Source organism: Paenibacillus sp. FSL R5-0914, assembly GCF_038004525.1.
In the GTDB taxonomy this organism is placed as follows: Bacteria; Bacillota; Bacilli; order Paenibacillales; family Paenibacillaceae; genus Paenibacillus_AQ.
Genome location: NZ_JBBORH010000001.1, coordinates 2,653,455 through 2,675,799, shown reverse-complemented (window position 1 = coordinate 2,675,799; position 22,345 = coordinate 2,653,455). Strand labels below are relative to the sequence as shown.

Below are 22,345 nucleotides of genomic sequence, written 5' to 3'. Positions count from 1 at the left end.
CTTACTCCTTTTCTTATTAAACCTCTTTGAGTACAAATAATAAGCTTTTGAAATCGCCCTCAAGCTGTGGAAGTGAGAGTCCGAAGTGCATCAGCTCATCCCCTCTGTACACTTCACCGTTAAGCTCAAGTTTGTAGTTCTTAGCTGGGTCGAGTCCTTTCAACCGCAATCTACAGAGAGGTGCATTAGGCTCGGCCAGAACTCTGAAGTACGTGGCAAAAGCTTCCTTTTTATCATCCGAAACAAACATCCACGCCGTCTGATTCCCCTCAAATGGACTAAGCAGTCGATAGAAATCACCGAACTGAATCAGCATTCTCAGTTCCTTGTACTCAGAAACCTGTTTCTGGATATCCTCCCGCTCATCATCAGTTAGCTTGGTCATATCTAGTTCGTAGCCAAAGTTACCAGACATCGCAACATGACCGCGTGTTTCGAGTGGTGTGATACGGTGCACCTGATGGTTAGGAACAGCCGATACGTGAGCACACATAGAGCTTGCAGGATACACCATGCTTGTTCCATATTGGATCTTCAATCTTTCAATCGCGTCCGAATCATCACTGGTCCAGGTCTGTGGCATATAGTACAGCATTCCCGGATCATATCGTCCGCCGCCGCCGGAGCAGCTTTCGAACAAAATATGAGGGAAACGGGTGACGATACGCTCCAGCACATCATAAAGTCCAAGAATATAGCGGTGAGCCGTTTCGCGTTGACGTTCCGCTGGCAGAAGAGCAGATCCAATCTCCGTCATATTCCGGTTCATATCCCATTTCACATAAGTAATCGGAGCCGATGACAGCACGGAGCTAACCGAATCTACGATATAATCACATACATCCTTACGGGATAAATCCAGAACAAGCTGCTGGCGAGCTAACGTTCTTTTGTGACCTGGTACATGAAGACACCAATCCGGATGCTCGCGATAAAGATCGCTTTCTGGCGACACCATTTCCGGTTCGAACCATAATCCGAACTCCATGCCCATTGCCGTAATGTCTTCCCCGAGTTTTCCGAGACCCTCTGGAAGCTTGCGGCGATCCTCTACCCAATCTCCGAGGGAGCTATCATCATTGTCTCGTTTCCCAAACCAGCCGTCATCTAAGACAAACAGTTCAAGGCCAAGATCTTTACCTGCTTGAGCAATTTCTTTGATTTTATCTGCGTTGAAATTAAAATAGGTCGCTTCCCAGTTGTTGATGAGAATAGGGCGCTTCCGATCACGGAATTCACCTCTGCATAACCGGGTCCGGTACAGACGGTGATATGTTCTTGATAATCCGCCAAGGCCTTGGCTGGATCTTACCAGCACTGCTTCAGGAGCCTGGAAGGATTCTCCCGGTTCAAGCAACCATTGAAAATTAAACGGTTGAATGCCGATGCCCACTCTGGAAATACCGTATGGATCCACTTCTGCTTGCGCAAGAAAGCTTCCGCTGTACACAAGGCTGAACCCGTATACTTCACCGTGGTCCTCTGTTGCATCTTTTGCAAGCAAAGCCATAAAAGGATTCTGCGTGGAGCTACTAGCGCCGCGCTTACTGTCAATTCGTTGGATACCAGGCACGAGTGGTCTTTTGTGGATATGACGTTCTCTTGTCCAAGTACCAGATAATTGCAGCATGTCATAATCAGAATCATGGAAGTCAACATTTGCGCTTAACACACGCTTCAGCACCACATTGTCCTTACCTTGATTCTCAATCCGTACAGAACGTGTGATCACATCCTCATTATTAAACACGGTGTAGCTCAATACAGCAATCAGCCCGCTTTTGTCATCTTGAAGAAAAAGCTCCAGTGTCTCTGCTTCTTCTTCACTTTCAACATAAGTGGAAGGCAATCCCTTTAACTCAGGCTTCCCTTTATTGATCTTATAGCTCTTATAAAGGAAATCCGTAACGGTCGTACCATCTACCAAATGAACCTCAAGCGCTGGTTCCCGAAAATCACCATTCCCATAAGACGGAAATTCACTCGGAATAGTGTCGAGGGAGATTCTCTTGTCCTCCATTGTGTAGGTCGGGCTAAAAGAGCAACGTTCCACCAAATTCAGCGGTTGCACTATTCCTTCTAATTTAGGACCCCAATAGACATGCGCTGGAAGCTCACCTCTAACGACTTCAATAACGTAGCTGGACTGCTCAGACTGTAAATGAAACACCTTGCGGCTGTCATCATAATAAATGCTCATAATATCCTCCTACTCTTCTTATCAGATCTTGTTGTAATATAACTGACTTAATTTATCTTGTTGTTTGAAGTCTATTTTAAAGATAATTGGAAGGGGATACAATCTTAATATCTATACCTTAAGTAGTAAAATATTGATCTATAAAAAATTCAATTTCATGTTATTAAGCTTTGCAGACCAATAAATGATTATTAGCGGCTATAGTAAAAAAAATACATAAAAAAAGAGGCCCCAAGATAAGGGCCTACTTCCTGTGAATCTTCCTAATTAAATATCAAATACGGAACGTACAGTAAGCTGTGCACGAAGTTCTTCCACCGTAGCTGGCTTGTCGAGATCTTTTTTAGCGATGGTAATGGTCCTAGTTGTACCACCCGACATATCAAAATAGTTGTCGCTGAAGATGGCATCTCTCTCCTTGAAGTCTAGGCCGACAAAACGAGCATACGTCTTAGCCTTCACGGTAATGACAAATTTTTCTTCTTCCTCGGTAAGCATAGCTTCAAGCTCAGGGTCAACGAAGCTAAAATGCTTCGGCTTAACAAACAGGACCGTGCCGCCACTCTTTGTCTCGCTCTCTACCTCAAAAGAATATTCCAGATAAGTCTCACGTTTCTTCCCTTTCGTATCCAGTATGTGGCCGAAATCAAGCTGTTCGAACTCAGCAGTACTTAACGCGGCAATCTCCACTGGCTTTGTGCCTTCCAGCAAGACCTCCGATGTCGTAGTAAGCAGTCTCCAACTCAGTTCACCAATAACTTGTTCTCTGCTTTCGTTAGAGACATGAAGGGAGACCTTCGTTCCTTCGTCATGGGCAGAAACAAGAATCGGCGCGAAGAAACGTTTAGCCGCATAATGCATAGCCTTCCACCGGCCATAATAGTCGATACTGGACCAAGAAGCTACCGGCCAGCAGTCATTCAACTGCCAGTACAATGCACCCATGCAGCGACCTCTATGTCTACGCCAGTGCTCAACGCCGCAACGCATCCCTTCTGCTTGGATCAGCTGTGAGGCATACAATACAGAATCAAAATCTTTCGGATATTTGTAGGTCTCCCCAATATAATAGAGAATTTTCTCATTCCCGGTATTGTTCTTCTGATGGGACTCCATGACATAAGAGAAGATATTGCGATCCTCCGGCAGCGTGAACGACTCGATGGTCTTCAGGCCCGAAAACGACTGTAACCCGAATTCAGACATATAGCGCGGATATAGCTTCCGGTAATCGGTAAACGGTTCCTTCCCATGCCAGACTCCCCAATAATGCATATCTCCGTAATTCTCGTCATTTGGCTTGTCAAAGCTACCTTTGGAGGATGGTGAAGCACGCCAGTAGAAGGTATTCGGATCAATTTCTTTAGCGATTGCCGGTAGAAGCACCTCATATTGCTTAATATAATCTGCCTTAAGCTGCAGTGAGTAATGCTTCTCCCAGTCCCATTCGTCCCAAGCCAGCTCCTGCTCGTTGTTGCCGCACCACAAGCCTAGCGAAGCATGATGGCGAAGACGTTTCATGTTATCGATGGTCTCGTGAGTGATATTCTCCTCGAAGGCTTCCGTCAGAGCATAAATGCCGCAGGCATACAGATGATCCTGCCAGACAATGAGGCCATATTCATCGCAGAGATCATAGAAATAATCATCCGGGTAATACCCGCCACCCCATACGCGAATCGTATTGAAATTGGCAGCGACACAGCTTTGGAGCAAGCGATCCGTGCGATCCCTAGACACGCGAGGTAGAAGATTGTCTTCCAGAATATAGTCGGCACCTGTAGAGAAAATAAGCACACCGTTGACTTCAAAAGCAAACGATTCTCCCCACTGATCTTCTTCCTGCTTCACAGTAATGGTTCTAAGTCCAATCCGAAATTCTCTACGATCTAACTCCTGTGACTTTTCCTCAATTACAACCTCTACGATATACAGTGGCTGAGCACCGAGATTATTCGGCCACCACAGCTCTGGCTCCATAATTTCCAGTGCAATATGTTGATCCGTCCCAATCATTTCAGACACACGATGCTCAATGCACAGACCCGCTGGTGTGTGAACTTTAACCACAATTTCTCGATCAGCCGCTTGCCAGCTCTCTGTTCTAACTCGAACATCCAGCATGACCTTATCCTTCTCATGGAATTGCGTAATATAAACATCATCAAGGCGAGCACTGTTGTAACCCTGAATAGAGAGACTACGCCAGATTCCTAGATCGGGTAACTTTGGACCCCAGTCCCAGCCGAACATGGAGTGCGCTTTGCGCAGATGCGATATCCCCTCTACCGCATCAGCACATCCACTGAGCGGCAATTCTGCTTGCTTCCGTAGAGTGAATTCTACTGGGGAGCGAAAAATGGCGTGGATAGTATTATCACCAGGCGTCAATACAGCCTTGATATCCACTTCATACGTCCGGTGCATATTGTCACTGTTCAGAATATTAGTTCCATTCAGGGAAAGCTCACAAAGCGTATCCAACCCTTCACACAGCAGAAATACTCGGTCATGCTCTAGTACGCCTGCTTCCAGCTGAAAACTACGCTTATATTCGTAATCGTAATTGGACAGTTCCAGAACCTCATACTCCTGCTCGCGGTAGAACGGATCTGGCATTTCACCGGCATTCAACAAATCATGGTAGACAGAGCCTGGCACGCTGGCTTCCAGCCATTTCGGTTCATGAAGCCGTTTCATTTCCCATTTTCCGTTTAGATTGACAAGTTGCATATTTCCGCCTCCACAAATGTGCTATTTTGACTTCTTGTATTAAAATTTTAACAATAATATGTATACATTTCTTCTATTGTGTTCGCAAAAATAGTGTGCTATTTTGACATCACTAACACTGGAGGAAAAACATGATCAAATACACTGAGGCAAGCCATATAAACCCCGAATTGCTAGCTGATCCCTTCTGGGTAGAATCTCTGAGTCAGGTATCCCCAGAACATACGCATGATTTTTATGAATTTTTCATACTCACTGAAGGCCGATGCCGGCATATCGTCAACGGGGCTGCCCAGCTTCTTCAATCTGGCTGCCTTGTCTTCATCCGGCCCGATGATACCCATCGCTATGAAGCTGACGGGGATAGCGATTGCCGCTTTCTGAACATTCCCTGCCGAAAAAGCCTCATTAATGATGCCTTTAGTTACCTGAATGAAGAAGAATTCCTGCACGGGCTATTACATACTCCGCTCCCTAGAATCGCCATGTTATCTCAAATGGAGATGGATGATTTCATTCGTTCTTTCGAACGCATCCGAATGCTTTCTACCTTAGACAAAGTAAAGTCCAGGATTTATCTGAAAGGAATACTCGTAGATACACTTACCCAGCATTTTTTCTCTCCAGAAACCATCGAGCAGCCAGAATTCCCACTGTGGCTCGAACATGCCGTTTCCAAGATGCATCTAAAAGAAAACTTAAACAAAGGCCTTCATGCCCTGTACGAGTTATCGGGCAGAAGCGCCGGTCATGTCAACCGGGCCTTTCGCCAGTACTTGAACCAGACACCAACAGAATATATCAACCAACTTAGGCTCAACGTGGCACGTAATCTGCTACTTACTACAGAACTACGTGTGGTCGAAATTGCTCTGGAGTCCGGCTTTGACAATGTCAGCCATTTCTATCATCAATTCAAAAAGTACTATCACCAGGCCCCGCTGGATTTCCGCAAAAATGCGCATGCTAATAGACTAGTTTAATTAACATTTGAAAACATAGAAAAAGGCTCCCCCTCTGCCTGAATGCAGAGAGGAAGCCCTTACAATAATTATTTTGAATTCCACAGCTCCATACGCTCTGCGTACTTTTGGTTAATGATTTCTTCTACTTTCTCATCCCCAGCCTTTTTCATTTCCGCAAGCATCTTATCGAATGTCGCGTTGGCTTCGGCTTCAGTAGGAGCAATGATTACTCTCGTAATGCTTTGATCCATAATATCTTTTACCTTCTGTGCAGTCAGTGCTTCAGGTGTTCCGCCATCAGGGCTCAAGTTGTCATATGCCGCTGTATCCCATACGGAATCCCCAAGACTCTTGATTGCCATCTGATCTACTTCACTGCGTTGATATTTAACGGCCATATCGTAAGGCTGTTCATTTGCATCCAGACCATTCTTGATAAACCACAACCATTTGCGGACACCGCTCTTCTTGACTGTGTCGTCCCAGTTTTCCTTGAAGCTATCCAAGAATGCAGGGTCCGGTTGTCTCTTGCCATCCACCATGGTGTATTGAACGCCTTCTTGGCCCCACAGCAGCAAATGCTGTCCTTCATCACTTGCCAAGAAATTGAACAGCTTCATTGTTTCTTCAGGGTGCTTGTTGTTCTTCGTAATAGCGATAGCATCCCATCCAAGTGAGCTTCTTGGTCCAAATGTCGTTTGGGCAGGGTCTACTCCAGGGGCAACAACCTTGTATGGGAAGAGCTGATTATCTTCTCCGCCATCCTTCTTCAAAGTTCCGTTCCCGTTACCTGGATCCCAGTAAGCGCCTGGTGTGGAGAATACTGCGCCAGTAGCCAGCTTTTGAACCCAAGTTTGCGTTTTGCTAATCGCAAATTCCTTCTCAATCAGACCTTCTCTGTATAATTTATTTACGTAGAGCAACATTTCACGATACTTTGGATCCTTAACATCATATTGCAATGTTCCATTGTTATCATAGTAAGTTTTCAGACCCCACATGCCTTTGAATGTTCCAAGGTTGGCGCCCATATTCTCGCCGTTCATGGTCATTGGAATGGATTCTTTTCCATCAATCGTCTTGTTTTTTGCTTTAAAATCCTTCAAAATCGCTTCTAATTCATCTGTTGTAAGCGGTGCTCTGCCATCTGCTTTGTCCGGAGCCAGATCTGCAAGCAGATTTTTTCTCATCAGCATCCCGAAGACTGGATCACTATCTAGTCCATACCAGTTAGCCAAGTAATAGTTCTTTCCGTCTTTATAACGAGTCTTGGTCAGTGTGTCGCCATACATTTCCTTGATATCAGGGCCATTCTTCTCAATCAATTCATCGAGTGGAATGAAGGCACCGCTTGTGATGTATTTATCAAGTGAAGCATCCCCACGGCTCATCACGACCACATCTGGATAGTCACCGCTGGCAAGCATCAAGCTTAGCTTCTCTGTCGGATTTCCTGTTGGCTGCTGAATGGAGATCTCAATGCCAGTCTTTTTAGTGATTTCTTGGGCGACAGCATCAGTAAAAGGCTCTCCCTTAGTATTCGAATCAAACCATGTAAGTGTAATCGGCTCTTGTTTTGTATTGTCTCCAGCCGCTTTGTTTGTATTGTCTGTTCCACCATTAGAGCCACAGCCCGCTAATAGTGAAGCAGATAATGCAGCAGTTATACTTACGCTCAACAATTTGTTTTTCTTTATCATAGACACCCTAATTCCTCCCATTAATTAAGTTACGTCACAAGTCTATCAAGCAACCAAGCAAGTCTATCCGCTCACCCCCCTTCAGGGCCGCCAGCTGGACAACTCCTCACCTGCTGGCGTTCGGTTATTTAATCATATTAACTCTTAACAGCTCCTAAAGTCATACCCTTAACAAAATACTTTTGCAGGAACGGATATACTAGAACGATAGGCAATGTTGCAACCATCGTCGCTGCCATCCGGATCGTATCGCTTGAAACAGCATTTCGCTTAGCGGAGTTAGCCAGCATTTGCGATTGCGATACCATACCTCCGGTCTGGAATTGACTCAGTATTTTGACGAGGACCGCTTGCAAGGTCTTCAGGTCTGAGCTGTAAGTAAATGCATAGGAGTCAAACCACGAGTTCCAATGCGATATTGCCTGAAAGAGGCCCACCGTAGCGAGTACTGGTGTTGTTAACGGCAGTACAATCCGGAAGAAAATCATTAAATCATTCGCTCCATCTACCTTCGCTGATTCCTCAATCTCACCAGGCAATCCTTCCATAAACGTACGGACAATAATCATATAGAAGACATTCATCAAGCCTGGCAGAATAAAAACGGAGAAAGTGTCGATCATATTCAGGGCTTTAAGCACCATGTAATAAGGAATCAGCCCGCCTCCGAAATACATCGTAAAGACGAAGTAAAGGTTCCAACCCTTGCGTCCCATCAAATTCCGCCGGCTTAGCGGATAAGCAAGCATCGTAATCACAAGAACTGATAGTGGTGCACCAATTACGGTCCGTTTAACCGTTACCCATATCCCGTTCATAATTTCGGTATCTTTCAAAATTTGTTTGTAGCTATCAAAGGTGATATCTCTTGGCCAAAAGTAGACGCCACCACGAACAGTATCCTCAGCAGCATTTAATGAAAGAACGAGAATATTCCAAAAAGGTAAGAAGGTAACTAGCAATACAAGGATAAGAATCAAATATACAAAACACTTAAAGATATGATCTCCGTATCTGTTCAAAAACATCTCAAGCGCTCCTCTCCATTTTGTTATTTAGAACAACGCTTGGTCGTTCACTTTTCTAGAAATTCGATTCACGATTACAACAAGAATGAAGGCAATAACGGATTTGAATACCCCCACGGCAGCCCCGTATGAGAACATGCTGTTTTGTAACCCGTATTTGTATGCATAAATATCGATAACTTCCGAGTACTCAAGTACAGTGTTATTTTGCAACAGATATTGTTGTTCAAAGCCGGCATTCAAAATACCTCCGACTGCAAGAATGGCCAATATCACGATAGTTGGACGTAAAGCAGGGAGCGTAATATTCCACATTTGCTTGAATCGGCTAGCTCCATCTACTCTTGCGGCTTCGTAAAGCTCCGGGTTAATAGCGGATATTGCAGCTAGGTACATAATGGCGCTAAAACCCATTTCTTTCCACATATTAGACAAGGCGATAATCCACCAGAATAAAGGTCCGTTTTGTAGAAAAGCTACTGGTTCATTAACAATGCCGAGCGTTACTAGAAGATTGTTGAACATCCCATCGGAAGCTAGCAGCGTAATTACAATGTTAGCGGCGATAACCCATGAGATAAAATGCGGTAGATAAGAAACCGTCTGCGTAAAGCGTTTGAAAAATCCCTGTTTGGCTTCATTCAGCACAAGCGCGAGTATGATCGGCGCAGGAAACCCGAATAACAAGGTCAAGAGGCTTGTCGCAAGCGTATTACGCATTACACGGTAGAAGTCTCCTGTGGTAAAGAAATATTCAAACCACTTAAAGCCAACAAAGTCAGCATGGAAAAATTGTTGAAAAAATGTTCCTCCACCCGGTTGATAGTTTGTAAATGCCATATACATACCAAACATAGGTCCATAGGAAAATAGCAATGTCGCAATTATGGCAGGGAGCATTAGCAAAAATAACCATTTCTGCTCTTTTAATCTGTACCAAAAATTATTGCCCCTGACTGTTTTGATAGCGCTTGCTTTATGCATCAAATACCCTCCCTTTTTATTTAGTGCAGCATGCCCTGCTACATCTCGATTCAGCTTCTCTCCTATTTATCTTAAGTCCGTATAGGGCTCCTTTCTATACTTCAATCCTCCGAATGATAGCGCTTTTTAAAGGAGTTTCTTAACATTCGAGCATTGGATTTCGATATTCAGTCTGATATGATAAACTTGGCTTTCCGTGAATTCACAGTAAAGAAGGGACTTCTACGATGCGTCATTTTTACAAAAAGTATATTTATATGCCTTTTATCGACCTTAGCTTTCGCTCCAAGCTATTCCTCGTGTTCGTTCTGGTCACCATTCTTCCAATGATGCTTTTTGTCTATTTTTCATTCGAACTTACAAAATCAAAGCTGACCGATCAAATCTACATCAATATGATGAATTCAACGGCCCAGATCAACAAGAACCTGGAGAACAAACTGGACAGCTATGAGCATATTTCCGCTTCTATTTACTTGGATAATAGGCTAGCCACTTACCTCACGAGCGAATATCAAGATGATCCATCTTATCTAGACGTCTATCAATATATTGGCAATCGTATAGACACGGTAATGGCTGCCTATCCCGATTTTGGTAGCGTTTTCATTTATTCCGACAATCCATCACTGCCCAAGGATAATTATTATATCAAGCCGGTTACACCCGAAGTGAAAGAGACAGAGCTGTACAAGCAGCTGATGCAGTCTCATGGGAATATTATTCATCTGTCCTCACCACAGTCACAAGATAATCCCGCAATGTTTACACTGGCTAGGTTACTGAACAATAATCGCAACCAATATCCCTACGGTATTCTGGTCTTCGAAATATCCGAATCGGTGATCTATTCTTTAATGGAGAAAGAAGCAGGCGGCAAAGATATTTTTATTGTTAATGACAAGGGCCTTATTTTATCAGCCGCCGACAAACAATTATTAAATACAAGTCTGCCGGAAATGCTTGATCAGAACTTTGATGAATTGCCTTCTGGCAGATTTGATACTACATATAAAGGGGAAAAGGCTTTCGCCGTCTATAACACGCTCACAAATGGATGGAAAACCGTCTCTATATTCCCTTATGACAGTATCATTCAGGATGCGAAATCACTGTCAGAGCTCATCATCAAAATTTCTTTAGGCTTTATAGTCGTCGCATTATTGCTGATTTATATTACTGCATCGATGTTTAGCAAGCGTATTCGAATGTTAATCCGAATGATCCGGCGGCTAGAACGTGGTGACTTCAACCCTACGAATGATGAATATTTAGGCAATGATGAGATTGGCCAGCTTCATTTTGCCTTCAAGCAAATGACTACACGCTTAAAGAGTCTAATCACCGAAGTGTATCAGAAGGAGCTACAGAATAAGGAGGCAGAGCTTGACCTGCTTCAGGCCCAGATCAACCCCCATTTTCTGTACAATACATTGGGCTCCATTTCGTCTCTTGCCCTAAAACATCAAGATACTCGCATTCAGGATTTGGTGCTTCATCTCGCCAAGTTTTATCGCATCTCCCTGAATAAAGGAAAGAGCATCTTAACTATTAATGAAGAATTGAAGCTGACGCAAAGTTACAATGCCATTCAACTGATCCGATTCAAAGGACAACTGAACATCACCTACAATATTGATGAAGCGATCTTACCTTACTCTACAGTCAAGCTAGCCTTGCAGCCTTTTGTAGAAAATGCGGTGCTTCATGCGGTGTGGAATCAGGAAAGCCCGCTAAATATTCATATCAAAGGCATAGTCGAAAATAGTGATATTATTCTATCTATAATTGATGATGGCATGGGGATGAGTCGTGAGACACTTCACACTTTACTTGACGATAAACCCGGGCGAGGGTATGGGATTTCAAACGTAGATCGACGGATAAAACTGAGGTTTGGTGAGCATTACGGCGTTACAGTGTTTAGTAGGCTCGGAATAGGAACCACTGTGCAAATTCGTTTGCCGCAAAAGGAAATGTAGGGAACGACGCATCTGAATAACCGCAAAGCTTATTGAGAAATCAGAAATATTGATTAACAATTAGGGAAATCCTCCCTGAAATTTGGCGATTTTTGCTCATTATACTGATAATCAGGGAAATCCTCCCTGATTATTTGCTGATTTGGAGGTAAATTCAGAATTCGCCCGATTATTAGGGAGGATTTCCCTAATTACATCGCATCCAAGAATTTTTTGGCTATTTTTAGGGAGATTTTCCCTAATCGCTCTCACCTAGCCTAGTTACCACGAGCTTGCCACGAGCCCCTCGATATAACCATTATCATTTTAATAAAGCTTCAGTGAACACCAAAAACGAAGGAGCTAAGCATCTAGAGATTGCTTAACTCCTTCGTTCATTTGTATATTTGCAATGTTTTACTTCATAATCAAGTTATAAATCACTTGGGTCGCTTCTGCTCGGGAAGCGATCCCTTTTGGTGCAAATAGACCTTCATTTTGACCTTGAACCAGTCCTAGGCTGGCTGCTCCCTTTACAGAAGCGGCTGCCCAAGAGGAGACCTGCTTCATATCTTTGAATGCCACGTCAGTTGAAGCAACAGTTACTTTGCCATTCTTCAGCTCATAGGCTTTCATTAACATGACCGTGATTTCTTCACGGGTAATCTGTGCAGCCGGCTCGAACTTGGTCGCACTCCTGCCGCTCACGATGCCCGCCTTGTAAGCGATAGAAATGGACTCCGCGTACCAAGCAGACGGTGCAACATCAGCAAAGCTAACATCTCCCCTTGTGGTCAACCCTAGGGAATGAACGAGCATAGAGGTGAACTCGGCACGCGTAATCGCACGGTTTGGTTCAAACTTGTCTTTGCCAGTCCCTTGAACATACAGCTTCGCCGCCAGCTCTTGGATTGCAGGACTAGCCCAGTGATTGGCTGGCACATCGACAAAGGTCCGTTTGAGCTCCAGCACAGCATATTTACTGAAGTGGTTAACTTGTGCTGTCAATACACCATCAGCATAATTCGCAGAGATATATTCCAGCTTACCGTTATCCGCAATATAGTAAATGCCTCCACGCTTGGAATCAAAACCTTCTCCTACTGAGAGGCTTAGCGTAATGGGTTGATCGAACGCAGAAAGCGTTTCTGATGTGCCAGTTTTCGTGGTCACCGACAGACTGAACTCATAGATATCACCCATGAGTCTAACCTGTGCTTGAGTAGTTCCCTCCGCTGCAGCAATGATCTCATTAGCCTTGCTGCTGAGTGGTGCTAATTTCAGGGTTATCGTGCTATCATCCCGCTGACCTTCCGGTAGCTTGCTCTGCAACTGGCGGAGCAGATCCGCCGGCACCTTCATGGAGAACTTACCGGACTTCAGAACCAGCGTGTGATTCGCCAACTGGCGAACTACATCAGAGGATAATTGTATCTGCTGTGTATCTCCCTTAATCTCCACGATGACATTACCAGATGCACGATCCACTTTCAGCATCTCTGGTGTAAGGATTAGAGTGCCCGTGCCATTCTCTTGATCTACAATGCTACCAGGAGTACCGTTGTTATTACCCGGATTCGCAGGAACTTCAGGATTTTCCGGTTCTACAGTGGAGGCTGCTTTGACTGTAACTTCTGCCGTAGCTTTGAAGCCGCCGTCTACTGTTTCCACAGTAATTGTGGTTTTCCCAGCATTTACAGCCGTTACCGTTCCATACACTACGGTAGCTACAGATGTATCGCTCGAAGTCCAGTGTACTGCTTTATTCGCCGCCTCTTCCGGAGATAGCGTTGCCGTCAACTTTCCGGTTTCACCAGCGGTTAATGTTAGCTCTGTCTTATCTAGCGATACACCTGTTACTTTCTTAGGTGCAGCTGTCAATTTTACCAGTTTCGATTCAGTCGGCTGCAAAGACAACGCGAGTGTTCCTGAAATAGTCGAAACCTCTCCCGTCCATAGGTCTTGCATCGTGTACGAATCCGCTGCGTCCAGTCCGGCTCTACCAAGATTCACCGTTTTGTCTGCAGAAGCATTGGCGCTATAGTTGAATACAGCCAGATAATAATCGTTGCCGTCTTTCATCACAAAAGTATCCGCTGCATTTGCATTCGTATTTCCTTCCAGCGGCTTGAACACTTTTCCTTTTAATGCTAATTCGAGAACCTCCTTGTTGTTAAACAGGGCAGTCATGTACTCCTGTGCCTTTGGATCGTTAACATCATCAGAGCCGAGAAGTACGGTACCGGCGATGACGCCAGAGTTCATTCGACTTCGAGCTTCAGTTAAGCTGGAAGCGCGGGCCAACGCCAAATGATCGGGATCCGTATAGGTGTAGATCGTGCCATTTTGCCAGAAGCCATAAGTTAACGAGTTCAGCATGTACTCCGTTTCATTGATCTTGCCGTAGGTGTCGCAGGAAATACGTCTGCTGTGTGCATATTGGCTTGGAAAGATTGGCGCAATAGATGCGCTAATGAACATTTTTCCATCCAAACGATCCTTCACATAAAGCATTCCTTCATTGTAAGCTTGAATCCCTGTCGTTATGGTTGGATCGAAATGTTGTCCCTCAAGCGAACCGTGCGTCAAGAAATCCAATTTGATGAAGGTAAAGCCCAGATCCTTAAATTTGTCCAAAAAATAATTCATGCGCAATTTAGCACCTGGATGTGTCACATCCAGAGGAAAAGCCCCATCCAGCGTCGGCAGCGGTTTACCCTCGGCATCTTTGAGGACAATATCGCCATACGTATACTTATTGTCGGTACCCTCTACCGGCTGGCTCATATTGTTGCCCCAATATACAAATGGTGCCCAATAAATACCTGCATGCTGACCATTGCCCTTAATTACTGATACAGCGTCAGCAAGCTGCTTATCATTCAAATTGTCCCAATAGGAATCCATATTAATAAATACATTACCGTTATTATTGAAATCATTTAGGTGCTCCTTATAATAATTGGAGACATCCACAACGTCTTGGTATGAAAGTGTACCTTCGTAAGCTCCCCAGCTGTTAAAACCAACAGGTACGCCTTGCGGCAACTCAGGATTCAGCAACAGTGGAGGTGTGATGATCGCATTAGCTTTTCCGTATTCCTCGAGTCCTGTGCGGTAATCACTGAATGCCCCCACCATAATCATCGGCGAAGACAATTCTGCACCTGTAAGCATGCCATGAGGCTGGGTATCCCGTGTAACGTCGCTGGCTGCCCCGCCATAAACCGCTAGCTCATTCAGCCGATTAGAAGAACCTTTCCAATCGATCCCGGTCTTCCACGTATCATGAGTTACCGACCCGAGCACAAGGCCGCTGCGTGTCGAGTTATTAAAAATAGTCGTCATTTCATAGCTGGTATCCGCTCGGTTCATAGATTGAGATTTATAACGAATCCAAGCATCATTGTCAAAAGGAACGGTCAGTACCCGGTTATCTGCACTGGCACCGATATCTACTCCACCTGAACGTTTTACGGTAATAGGCGACATATAATTAGTCTGTAGCGCCGTATCGCTAATGGCATCCAGACGAGTTAAGAAATACTTCTGATCGTCATAAAACTTGTAAACCTGTTTGAGCGTTGGCTGTCCAGCTGAGGTATGAACAAAAGTAAGCTTCACTCCTTTGCCAAAGCCATCCTGAATTTCTACTGGAGCACCAGCACTTGCATGATTCTCATAGCTTGTAGTCTCAATGAGAGTATCACCGAGTTTGATGCTGCTATAGATTCCTTGCAGCTTCTGACCATCCGTCCACTTGTAGCTTGCGTATCCAGACTTAGTATTAAAAGAAACCTCATATTGTCCATTCGATACGAGCGTTCCATAAGTATATTCGGTAACGGTGATGGCCCCGTAGTTATTCGAAGTCCCTGGTGTCCCCAGATCACCATCCTCTTCAACTGGAGGATTAGGATCTGTACCCAATGCCGGTTCTACAATAATTCGATCCAGATCTGGCGCGTACCAGTTGCCGTCTGAGAATTTGATTGTATTCTCGCCTTCGTTCAGAGGCAGTGTAAGCTCATATGTGAGCGCCGTATCCCAGTCTGGTGTCTTTGGCAGTTCATAATACTGCTCTGCCCCACCATTAGCGCTGAGGTATAAGCTGCGCGGGTCACCTGAGAAATAAGCTACCGTGATCCGATAATCCCCTGTCATCGGAGCCGTAATCTTATTGAAAGTTAAGGAACTGCCGCCATTCAGATACCCTACCTTCTGTCCACCGGAAGCATTCGGGCTATCGCCAACTCGCGCTTCTCCAGTTAAATCATTGACCGGAGACTCCGCTTCATAACTGATCGTATACGGAATGACTTCAATCCGGTCGAAATCTGGAGAGTACCAGTCATGATCCGAGAAAGTGATCGTGTTCAGCCCTTCCTGCAAGGAGGCTTCTACATCATAAGTTCCTACCGTATCCCAACTTACTGTCTTTGGCAGATCAACCAATTCATCCAGTCCATCATTCACCTGCATATAGACAGGCCGCTGGTCACCGGAAATATAGGAAATACGGATCAAATACGTTCCCGCTGCCGGCACAGTGACATTTGTGAACTGTAAAGTACTGTTTTTATTCATATCCTTTACTATTTTTCCACCGGAACCCACGCTGCTGTCCGCTATTTTGGCGTTGCCTGTAATTATATTTTCAGGCGCCTCAGCTTCTATGATTGCACCATGCAGCTTCTCCTTCCAGTCGCCTCCAGATCCTTCACCTGGGTCGCTGTCGTCCAGTCCACGAATTACGATCTTGTCGATGTCTGGAGAATACCAGTTGTTGTCATCAATCAGGATGCTGTTCTCTCCAGCATTCAGCGGAAGTGTCACATCATAAGTTCCCACCGTATCCCAGTCCACTGTCTTGGGTGGTTCTTCAAACTGCTTATCGCCGCCATTGGCACTGATATTGAATGGCCGCGAATCGCCAGAGATATAGTACACTGTAATTTTATAATTCCCACTCTCACTTACAGTCACATGATTGAACTGCAAAGTGCTTCCTTGATACATGCCTCCGACTTTCTGCCCCCCGGAAGCCGCTGGGTGTTCAGAAATAGAAGCATTGCCAGTCATAGCATTTCCATCAGCTTCAGCTTCATAGGTAGTATTCTCCGTATCATCGGCAAAAACCGTACTGACAAACTGACCGCCACTGCCTATTACCAAGCAGATGATGACAAAGAACAAAAATCCTCTTTTCATTGCTTTCCCAAACATTTAATCCCTCCGTTTGTAGGTCTCCTTGCACTTTTGTGATATTCGGGCTATATCTGTCCATCAAGTCATTAAAGGAGTTGGTTAAGAAGCATCTTGAAAGCGCTACCGATTTTCGATGAACTAAAACTCCTTTGATTGCCTTGATGAATGAAGCCCCTCACATGTGCTAGTTATAATACATGCTTAATTGTAAAAAGCAGAGGGATTAATATCCATATCGCAAGTTTACTATTCGTAAGGGAAAGTAACTTTATTTCCTATTTGCCGAACTGAAGCGCTGGCACAATTATAGACTCTTCCTATACTCGTTAGGTGTAACCCCTTGGTTCTTCAGAAATAGGGAGATAAAATAAGATGTGCTTTCGTAACCGACTCTTTGGGCGATATCCTGAATTTTGAGCGAGCCGTCAGCCAGCAACTCTGTAGCCTTATCGAGCCGGATACGTGTTAAATAATCGTGAATCGTGATACCAGTCTTGTCTTTAAAGATGGAGCGTAAATAGTTGGGCGACAAATAAACCTGATCAGATAAGCTATTGATCGTAATCGGCTGATCAAAATTCTGGTCGATCATACTGCGAACCTTGTGAACTAGCTTCGTGTTTTTGTCCATAAGACGCTCACCCAGCAAGCTCATGGCATTGCCTGCAGTGCCCAGGATCAAATCCTCAATCTCATTTAAAGTCAGTGCATTATAGATGGAATGATATAACTCCGCCCGTTTAACCCCCTCAGGAACAGGTTGATGCAGTTGCTCCAGCAGTTCGTCGACAAGATCAATCGCCCAATCGCAGATATTTTTTTTCTTGATTCTTAGTAGGGCTAGCCCCTCGAAATACTGATGCAGCTGCTGTGCGGCTTGCTCGAAATCTAGCTGATTGATAGCTTCAAACCACTCTTTTCTATTAAAAGGTGGCACATACTCACTATCAAACTGGTTTGAAATCGCCAAGGCATGAATAATTGAACCCGTACCTTTATAGAAACGCTCGTTTAGGATTTCACGCGTCTGCTTGTACAGACAATGTACCTCCGTTAATTCGGTTTCCTGCGCACCGACTGCTGCCGTCACTGTGAAATCTAGTCCACTTCGGATAGCCGCGGCCAAATCCTCCCACGCATAATACCCAGGCTGTTGGAGTGCTTCCATAAACACACCTACCTCCCCATCTTTGTAGGGCACAAATACCGTCTCTATATTCTTCGACTTGAAGAAATGATCCAGAAAAGCTACCAACCGGTTCTTACAATCCTCCAGACTCTGCTGTTCCCCCTCTGCCTCAATCGGATCGATACTGAACAGCGCCATTGCGTAGCGATTCCTCTCAGACTCACGGGTAAGCTTGCAATAGCTGGTCGCCAGATCAGCGGCATGTTCCGCATTTTTTTCATAGGAAAGCTCCTTAAGAAGGTTCGTTTTAGCCGCCTCCATGGAACGTTTCTTCATTTGAACTTCCTCACAGCGCTGCTTCACCTTTGCGATAACGCTTCCAATTTCATTCAAGTCGAGGGGCTTCAGTAAATATCCAACAGCACCTACATTTAGAGCCGATTTTACATAGTTGAATTCGTCATGCCCAGTCAGGAACATTAACTGCATCCAGTCATAGCTTTCATGTATTTTTTTAGCCATTTCAATACCGTTCATAATCGGCATCTGGACATCTGTAAGAATAATATCAGGTCTAATGGCCTCTATCTTCTCTAGAGCCTCTCTACCATTACTCGCAGTTCCGACGACATAAATACCCATTTCTCCCCAGCGGATATAATCTCTCATCATCTCAAGGCCTATTTCTTCATCATCAACTAGAAAAATACTATACACTGATGTCCCCTCCTCTTTGTTGTCTGCATCTGTTTCTTCTATTATATTCTTTTCCCCTTAGGCTACTATGATCCAAATAAATGAAAGTTATTTTCAGGCATAAATCGTTAATTTGCAGACATCGGCAAAAGGGCTATCCGGTCCATAACAGACCGGATAGCCCTTTAATCATGCGCTAATAACCCAGCATAATTAAAGCGGGGGTTCATATCACCCCCGCTGAATCATTATACCAACTCTAACTGACTGTTAAAATAGTAGCTTCCTCCTATTTCTCCTTGAACAGTAGCTCTTCTATCTCCCAACCGAAGTGTCACGGTTCCTGGTGAGTAGGTACGGATCGTAGCTTCCACCAATTGACCATTGTCCCAAGCTACATCAACCTCAGCATTTCCTTTGGCCCGCAGTCCAGATACCGATCCTGTACCCCATGCTTTTGGAAGTGCAGGCAGCAGATGAATCTCACCCTCATGACTTTGCAGCAGCATCTCGGCAATAACAGCCGTACCCCCGAAATTCCCATCGATCACAAAAATATTGCACTCCGCTCCTCCAATGCCCGATTTGGAAAAGCTAAATAAATTATCGAAACTGAGTCCACCAATCAAATGAGAAATATGATTAAAGGCCTTTTCCCCGTCATACAATCTGGCAAAGCCGAGACCGAACAATGCAGCGGTAAATTCCACATCCTCCAGTTCTTCCTGAACCATCCGGTTCTCAAGTGTTACTCTCACCGCAGCGCTAAGTTCAGGTGTCTTACCTGGTGTGATCTGATTACTTGGATATACCGCGAACAAATGGGCCAAATGCCGATGCTCCGGCTGCGCTTCCTCGTAGTCCTCGAGCCATTCTTGCAGCTGTCCTCTCTTGCCGATCTGAAACGGTGGCAGCTTGGATATCGCTTGCTCCAGCTGCTCCTGTAGTTCCTCGTCCGTATTCAGTAGTTTCGCAGACTTCAAACAGAACTCAAAAAGGTCTTTCACCAGCATCTGATCCATAGTGGTACCCATAGACAGCTGCTGTGCCCCATCGCTGCTATCCCTAGGATAGAAATGGTTTTCCGGCGAGTTCGAAGGTCCGGTCACCAGCCAGCCGTATTTTGGATGAATGGTCATATAATCTAGGAAGAATGCTGCGGCTTCTTTTAGCACTGGATATGCCTGTTGCTCCAGAAACACACGGTCTTGACTGTATTCATAATGCTCCATCAGATGCGTCGCAATCCATAGTCCACCTGTAACGTTTAGCCCCCAAGATGTCTCCCATCCCGGAGCCGTGAATCCCCAGACATTCGAGAATACATGCGCTACCCAGCCTTTGCTGCCATAGAAATCGCGAGCGCTTGACTTTCCAGCATGAGACAAACCCTCAATATAGCGCATTAATGGTAAATGACTATCCCCAAGATTTACGACTTCCGTCGGAAAGTAATTCATTTGCGTGTTGATGTCCAAATGATAGTCACAGCTCCACCCCATACGGCAAGCCTCACCATCATTCCATATTCCCTGTAAATTCAGCGGTAACGGGGAGTCTGCACGTGCTCCAGCAATAGTCAGGTAACGTCCGTACTGCAGGAACAACGCGAACAACTGCGAATCTTCCTCCTGGCCCTGTGCCAGTAATCGAATACGTTGGTCAGTCGGCAGATTCACCTTCCCAGTGGTACCTAATTGGATATCCACCTTACCATATTCTTGCTCATAATCTTCGATATGATCTTCTTTTAACTGCGCATATCCTTTAATCAAAGCCTGCTGTAATGTGCTGCTGCTCTCCATTTCCCACTCCGAGTTACTACGGTGGTAATCAGTGCTGACCGCAAAATAAATCCGAGCCTCATTGGCTCCCGCAATTCTCAATTGGCCGTCCCCTCTGTACATTGTACCGCCGGAAATTCTTACCTTAATTTGTCCCTTTGCCCATACCCCGCAAGTGCCGTCACTATGCACATTCTCTGTGGCTTGTCCTTTGAATTCAATGGTGTTATCATTCACGACTTCAGTCGTAAACGACTCTGAACCCCCCTCCAGACCGATCGTAAAGGATACTCCTCCCGGTTCATCGCTCCAAATTCTTGAGACCACCAGATCATCAGCATGGGAGGCAAAAATCTCACGATGCAGCGTTGTTCCTCTACTTCGAACCACTGTCTGGGCCACCGCACAGGTCAAATCCAGCTCTCGCTCGATAGCCGCTGCTGACCCGGAATCCGTGTCCTGTTCTGCAAAGTCAATGACAACCTCGCATAAACCAAGGTTCGTACCAAAATTTCGTTTCTTCGGCTGCAGATGTTGTTTGGCTAGACGGTCACCTTCGTTATAATCGCCAGCAAAGAAGTACTTCCGCATCTCTTCCAGCGCAGCTTTGCCGCCGAAAGGAGCAGGCTCTGACTCAGCTTGACCCGACCAGTAGGTAACCTCGGTCATGTTCCATACCTCACGATACGGAGCAGCTATCACTACTGCACCTATTCTTCCGTTGCCCAGTGGCAATCCTTGTGACCAATCCGTTGCAGGGGTAGAATACCATAATCTAAAATCGCTCATTTTATTTTCTCCTGTCCATAGTAGAATCTGTGCAAGCGCGATAACCCTCTAAAAATGTTGTTAATTAATCCGCTATATAGTGTAAAACCATTCCTAATCCCATCTCTTTCAAGATGAATCATACTTTCTTAAACCTATCCAATATGTTGCGGATTTATTGTATTTATCGTATCATTTGGATGAACTACTGTCTTTGTTGACCTGTTCGATTATTTGATGATTTGTACGGTAAGTTAAGAAAAGAGGGGCCGCATGAATAAACTATCTGAAATGACTCCGTATGTCGGCGCAATCATGCCTTATGTGTACGACGGCAGCAGCAATGAGCATCTGAGAGTCGGTAATGCATATGCGTTCCACTTGTTTACAGATGGCCCCGGTGAGATGGAAATCGACGGAATACGTTATCCGATTGAACGGAGGACGCTGGTCTTTCTCCGTCCCGGTCAACCCCATGCTTTTCATATCATGCCTTCTCATCCACTGTCGTCCTACAACATCTATTTTGATTTATGGGACAACCGCTCTCCAGTATCCAATAACCTTTCATTTATCCATGCCCCTGAAGTCTTACAATTTGAAAAAAAAGCCACCGAAGCACCCTGTGCCGAGCTGAATGAGTTGCCTTGCGTATTTCCACTAGCTAAATATCCCCTACTATACGATAGTCTTGTGATGATTGCCAAGTCTTACAATGACGCGCTGTTCTATCGTAATGAGACGGCCAATAGCTATCTGTACGGCTGGATCTTGAGCTGGTATAATGCCCTCCATCAGCATCAGCCAAGTGATTATCGTATTGTCCGCCTGCTGGAATATTTGAACACCCACCCCGAGCGTGGTAAGTCTATCGAAGATTGGGCACGGTTCTGTGGGCTCAAGCGGACATATTTCCATGAGCTGTTTCTACGGGAGACCGGAATGACGCCACGCGTCTATCATCATAATTTAGTCATGAGGCGGGCGGCAGGACTGCTTCTGGAGAGTGAGCTTAGTGTGACTGCGATCGCTGAGAAGCTGGGTTATCCTTCCATCCATCCTTTCTCCAGACATTTCAGTACCTGCTACGGCATTAATCCAACACAATACCGCCTTAATCCGCAAAGCCGAATACGAATGTAAGACTCCAACAAAAAAGAATACGCGCTATCCGCGAGAAGCGGTTACG

General features: G+C 45.1%; 11 protein-coding genes. 3 read left to right on the top strand and 8 right to left on the bottom strand.

Annotation, left to right across the window (positions count from 1 at the left end):
- Positions 1-16: 16 nt before the first annotated feature.
- Both MKX60_RS11730 and MKX60_RS11725 read right to left on the bottom strand, forming a co-directional pair.
- On the bottom strand, positions 17-2,200 hold the full coding sequence (locus MKX60_RS11730) for an alpha-galactosidase (RefSeq protein WP_341059858.1): 2,184 nt from the start codon (positions 2,198-2,200) through the stop codon (positions 17-19).
- 267 nt (positions 2,201-2,467) lie between these two features.
- Positions 2,468-4,933, bottom strand: coding sequence for a beta-mannosidase (locus tag MKX60_RS11725; RefSeq protein WP_341059857.1), 2,466 nt, complete (start codon positions 4,931-4,933; stop codon positions 2,468-2,470).
- Between the two features lie 131 nt (positions 4,934-5,064).
- On the opposite strand from MKX60_RS11725, the gene MKX60_RS11720 reads away from it, so the two are divergent.
- The gene (locus MKX60_RS11720; protein WP_339243035.1) at positions 5,065-5,916 is read left to right on the top strand and encodes a helix-turn-helix domain-containing protein; all 852 of its coding nucleotides are present in this window, start codon (positions 5,065-5,067) and stop codon (positions 5,914-5,916) included.
- Between the two features lie 68 nt (positions 5,917-5,984).
- On the opposite strand, the gene MKX60_RS11715 is transcribed toward MKX60_RS11720, so the two are convergent.
- The 3 genes from MKX60_RS11715 to MKX60_RS11705 form a co-directional block, all read right to left on the bottom strand.
- Positions 5,985-7,598 (bottom strand): extracellular solute-binding protein, encoded by a 1,614-nt coding sequence (locus MKX60_RS11715; RefSeq protein ID WP_188114672.1) that lies wholly within the window; start codon positions 7,596-7,598, stop codon positions 5,985-5,987.
- 137 nt (positions 7,599-7,735) lie between these two features.
- The gene (locus MKX60_RS11710) at positions 7,736-8,626 is read right to left on the bottom strand and encodes a carbohydrate ABC transporter permease (protein WP_042190738.1); all 891 of its coding nucleotides are present in this window, start codon (positions 8,624-8,626) and stop codon (positions 7,736-7,738) included.
- A gap of 27 nt (positions 8,627-8,653) precedes the next feature.
- Positions 8,654-9,610 carry an ABC transporter permease gene (locus MKX60_RS11705; RefSeq protein ID WP_042190740.1) on the bottom strand — a complete coding sequence of 319 codons (957 nt, stop codon included), beginning with the start codon at positions 9,608-9,610 and terminating at the stop codon, positions 8,654-8,656.
- A 227-nt stretch (positions 9,611-9,837) separates the two neighbouring features.
- On the opposite strand from MKX60_RS11705, the gene MKX60_RS11700 reads away from it, so the two are divergent.
- On the top strand, positions 9,838-11,592 hold the full coding sequence (locus MKX60_RS11700) for a cache domain-containing sensor histidine kinase (protein ID WP_341059855.1): 1,755 nt from the start codon (positions 9,838-9,840) through the stop codon (positions 11,590-11,592).
- 396 nt (positions 11,593-11,988) lie between these two features.
- Here MKX60_RS11700 and MKX60_RS11695 read toward each other — a convergent pair whose 3' ends face one another.
- From MKX60_RS11695 to MKX60_RS11685, 3 genes are all read right to left on the bottom strand, one after another.
- Positions 11,989-16,797 carry an S-layer homology domain-containing protein gene (locus MKX60_RS11695; RefSeq protein ID WP_341059853.1) on the bottom strand — a complete coding sequence of 1,603 codons (4,809 nt, stop codon included), beginning with the start codon at positions 16,795-16,797 and terminating at the stop codon, positions 11,989-11,991.
- Between the two features lie 286 nt (positions 16,798-17,083).
- A complete protein-coding gene (locus tag MKX60_RS11690) occupies positions 17,084-18,625 on the bottom strand; it encodes a response regulator transcription factor (RefSeq protein WP_341059850.1) in 1,542 nt (513 codons plus the stop codon).
- Between the two features lie 227 nt (positions 18,626-18,852).
- A complete protein-coding gene (locus MKX60_RS11685; RefSeq protein WP_341059849.1) occupies positions 18,853-21,177 on the bottom strand; it encodes a glycoside hydrolase family 95 protein in 2,325 nt (774 codons plus the stop codon).
- A gap of 252 nt (positions 21,178-21,429) precedes the next feature.
- Here MKX60_RS11685 and MKX60_RS11680 point away from each other — a divergent pair, with 252 nt between their 5' ends.
- Positions 21,430-22,299, top strand: a complete 870-nt coding sequence (locus MKX60_RS11680) for a helix-turn-helix domain-containing protein (RefSeq protein WP_341059847.1) — start codon at positions 21,430-21,432, stop codon at positions 22,297-22,299.
- Positions 22,300-22,345 lie beyond the last annotated feature (46 nt).

Bases quoted from the DNA above. Each gene is read 5' to 3' on its own strand.
- MKX60_RS11700 (WP_341059855.1), top strand. From the start codon at position 9,838: ATGCGTCATTTTTACAAAAAGTATATTTATATGCCTTTTATCGACCTT.
- MKX60_RS11710 (WP_042190738.1), bottom strand. From the start codon at position 8,626: ATGTTTTTGAACAGATACGGAGATCATATCTTTAAGTGTTTTGTATAT.
- MKX60_RS11725 (WP_341059857.1), bottom strand. From the start codon at position 4,933: ATGCAACTTGTCAATCTAAACGGAAAATGGGAAATGAAACGGCTTCAT.
- MKX60_RS11715 (WP_188114672.1), bottom strand. From the start codon at position 7,598: ATGATAAAGAAAAACAAATTGTTGAGCGTAAGTATAACTGCTGCATTA.
- MKX60_RS11730 (WP_341059858.1), bottom strand. From the start codon at position 2,200: ATGAGCATTTATTATGATGACAGCCGCAAGGTGTTTCATTTACAGTCT.
- MKX60_RS11705 (WP_042190740.1), bottom strand. From the start codon at position 9,610: ATGCATAAAGCAAGCGCTATCAAAACAGTCAGGGGCAATAATTTTTGG.
- MKX60_RS11695 (WP_341059853.1), bottom strand. From the start codon at position 16,797: ATGTTTGGGAAAGCAATGAAAAGAGGATTTTTGTTCTTTGTCATCATC.
- MKX60_RS11680 (WP_341059847.1), top strand. From the start codon at position 21,430: ATGAATAAACTATCTGAAATGACTCCGTATGTCGGCGCAATCATGCCT.
- MKX60_RS11720 (WP_339243035.1), top strand. From the start codon at position 5,065: ATGATCAAATACACTGAGGCAAGCCATATAAACCCCGAATTGCTAGCT.
- MKX60_RS11685 (WP_341059849.1), bottom strand. From the start codon at position 21,177: ATGAGCGATTTTAGATTATGGTATTCTACCCCTGCAACGGATTGGTCA.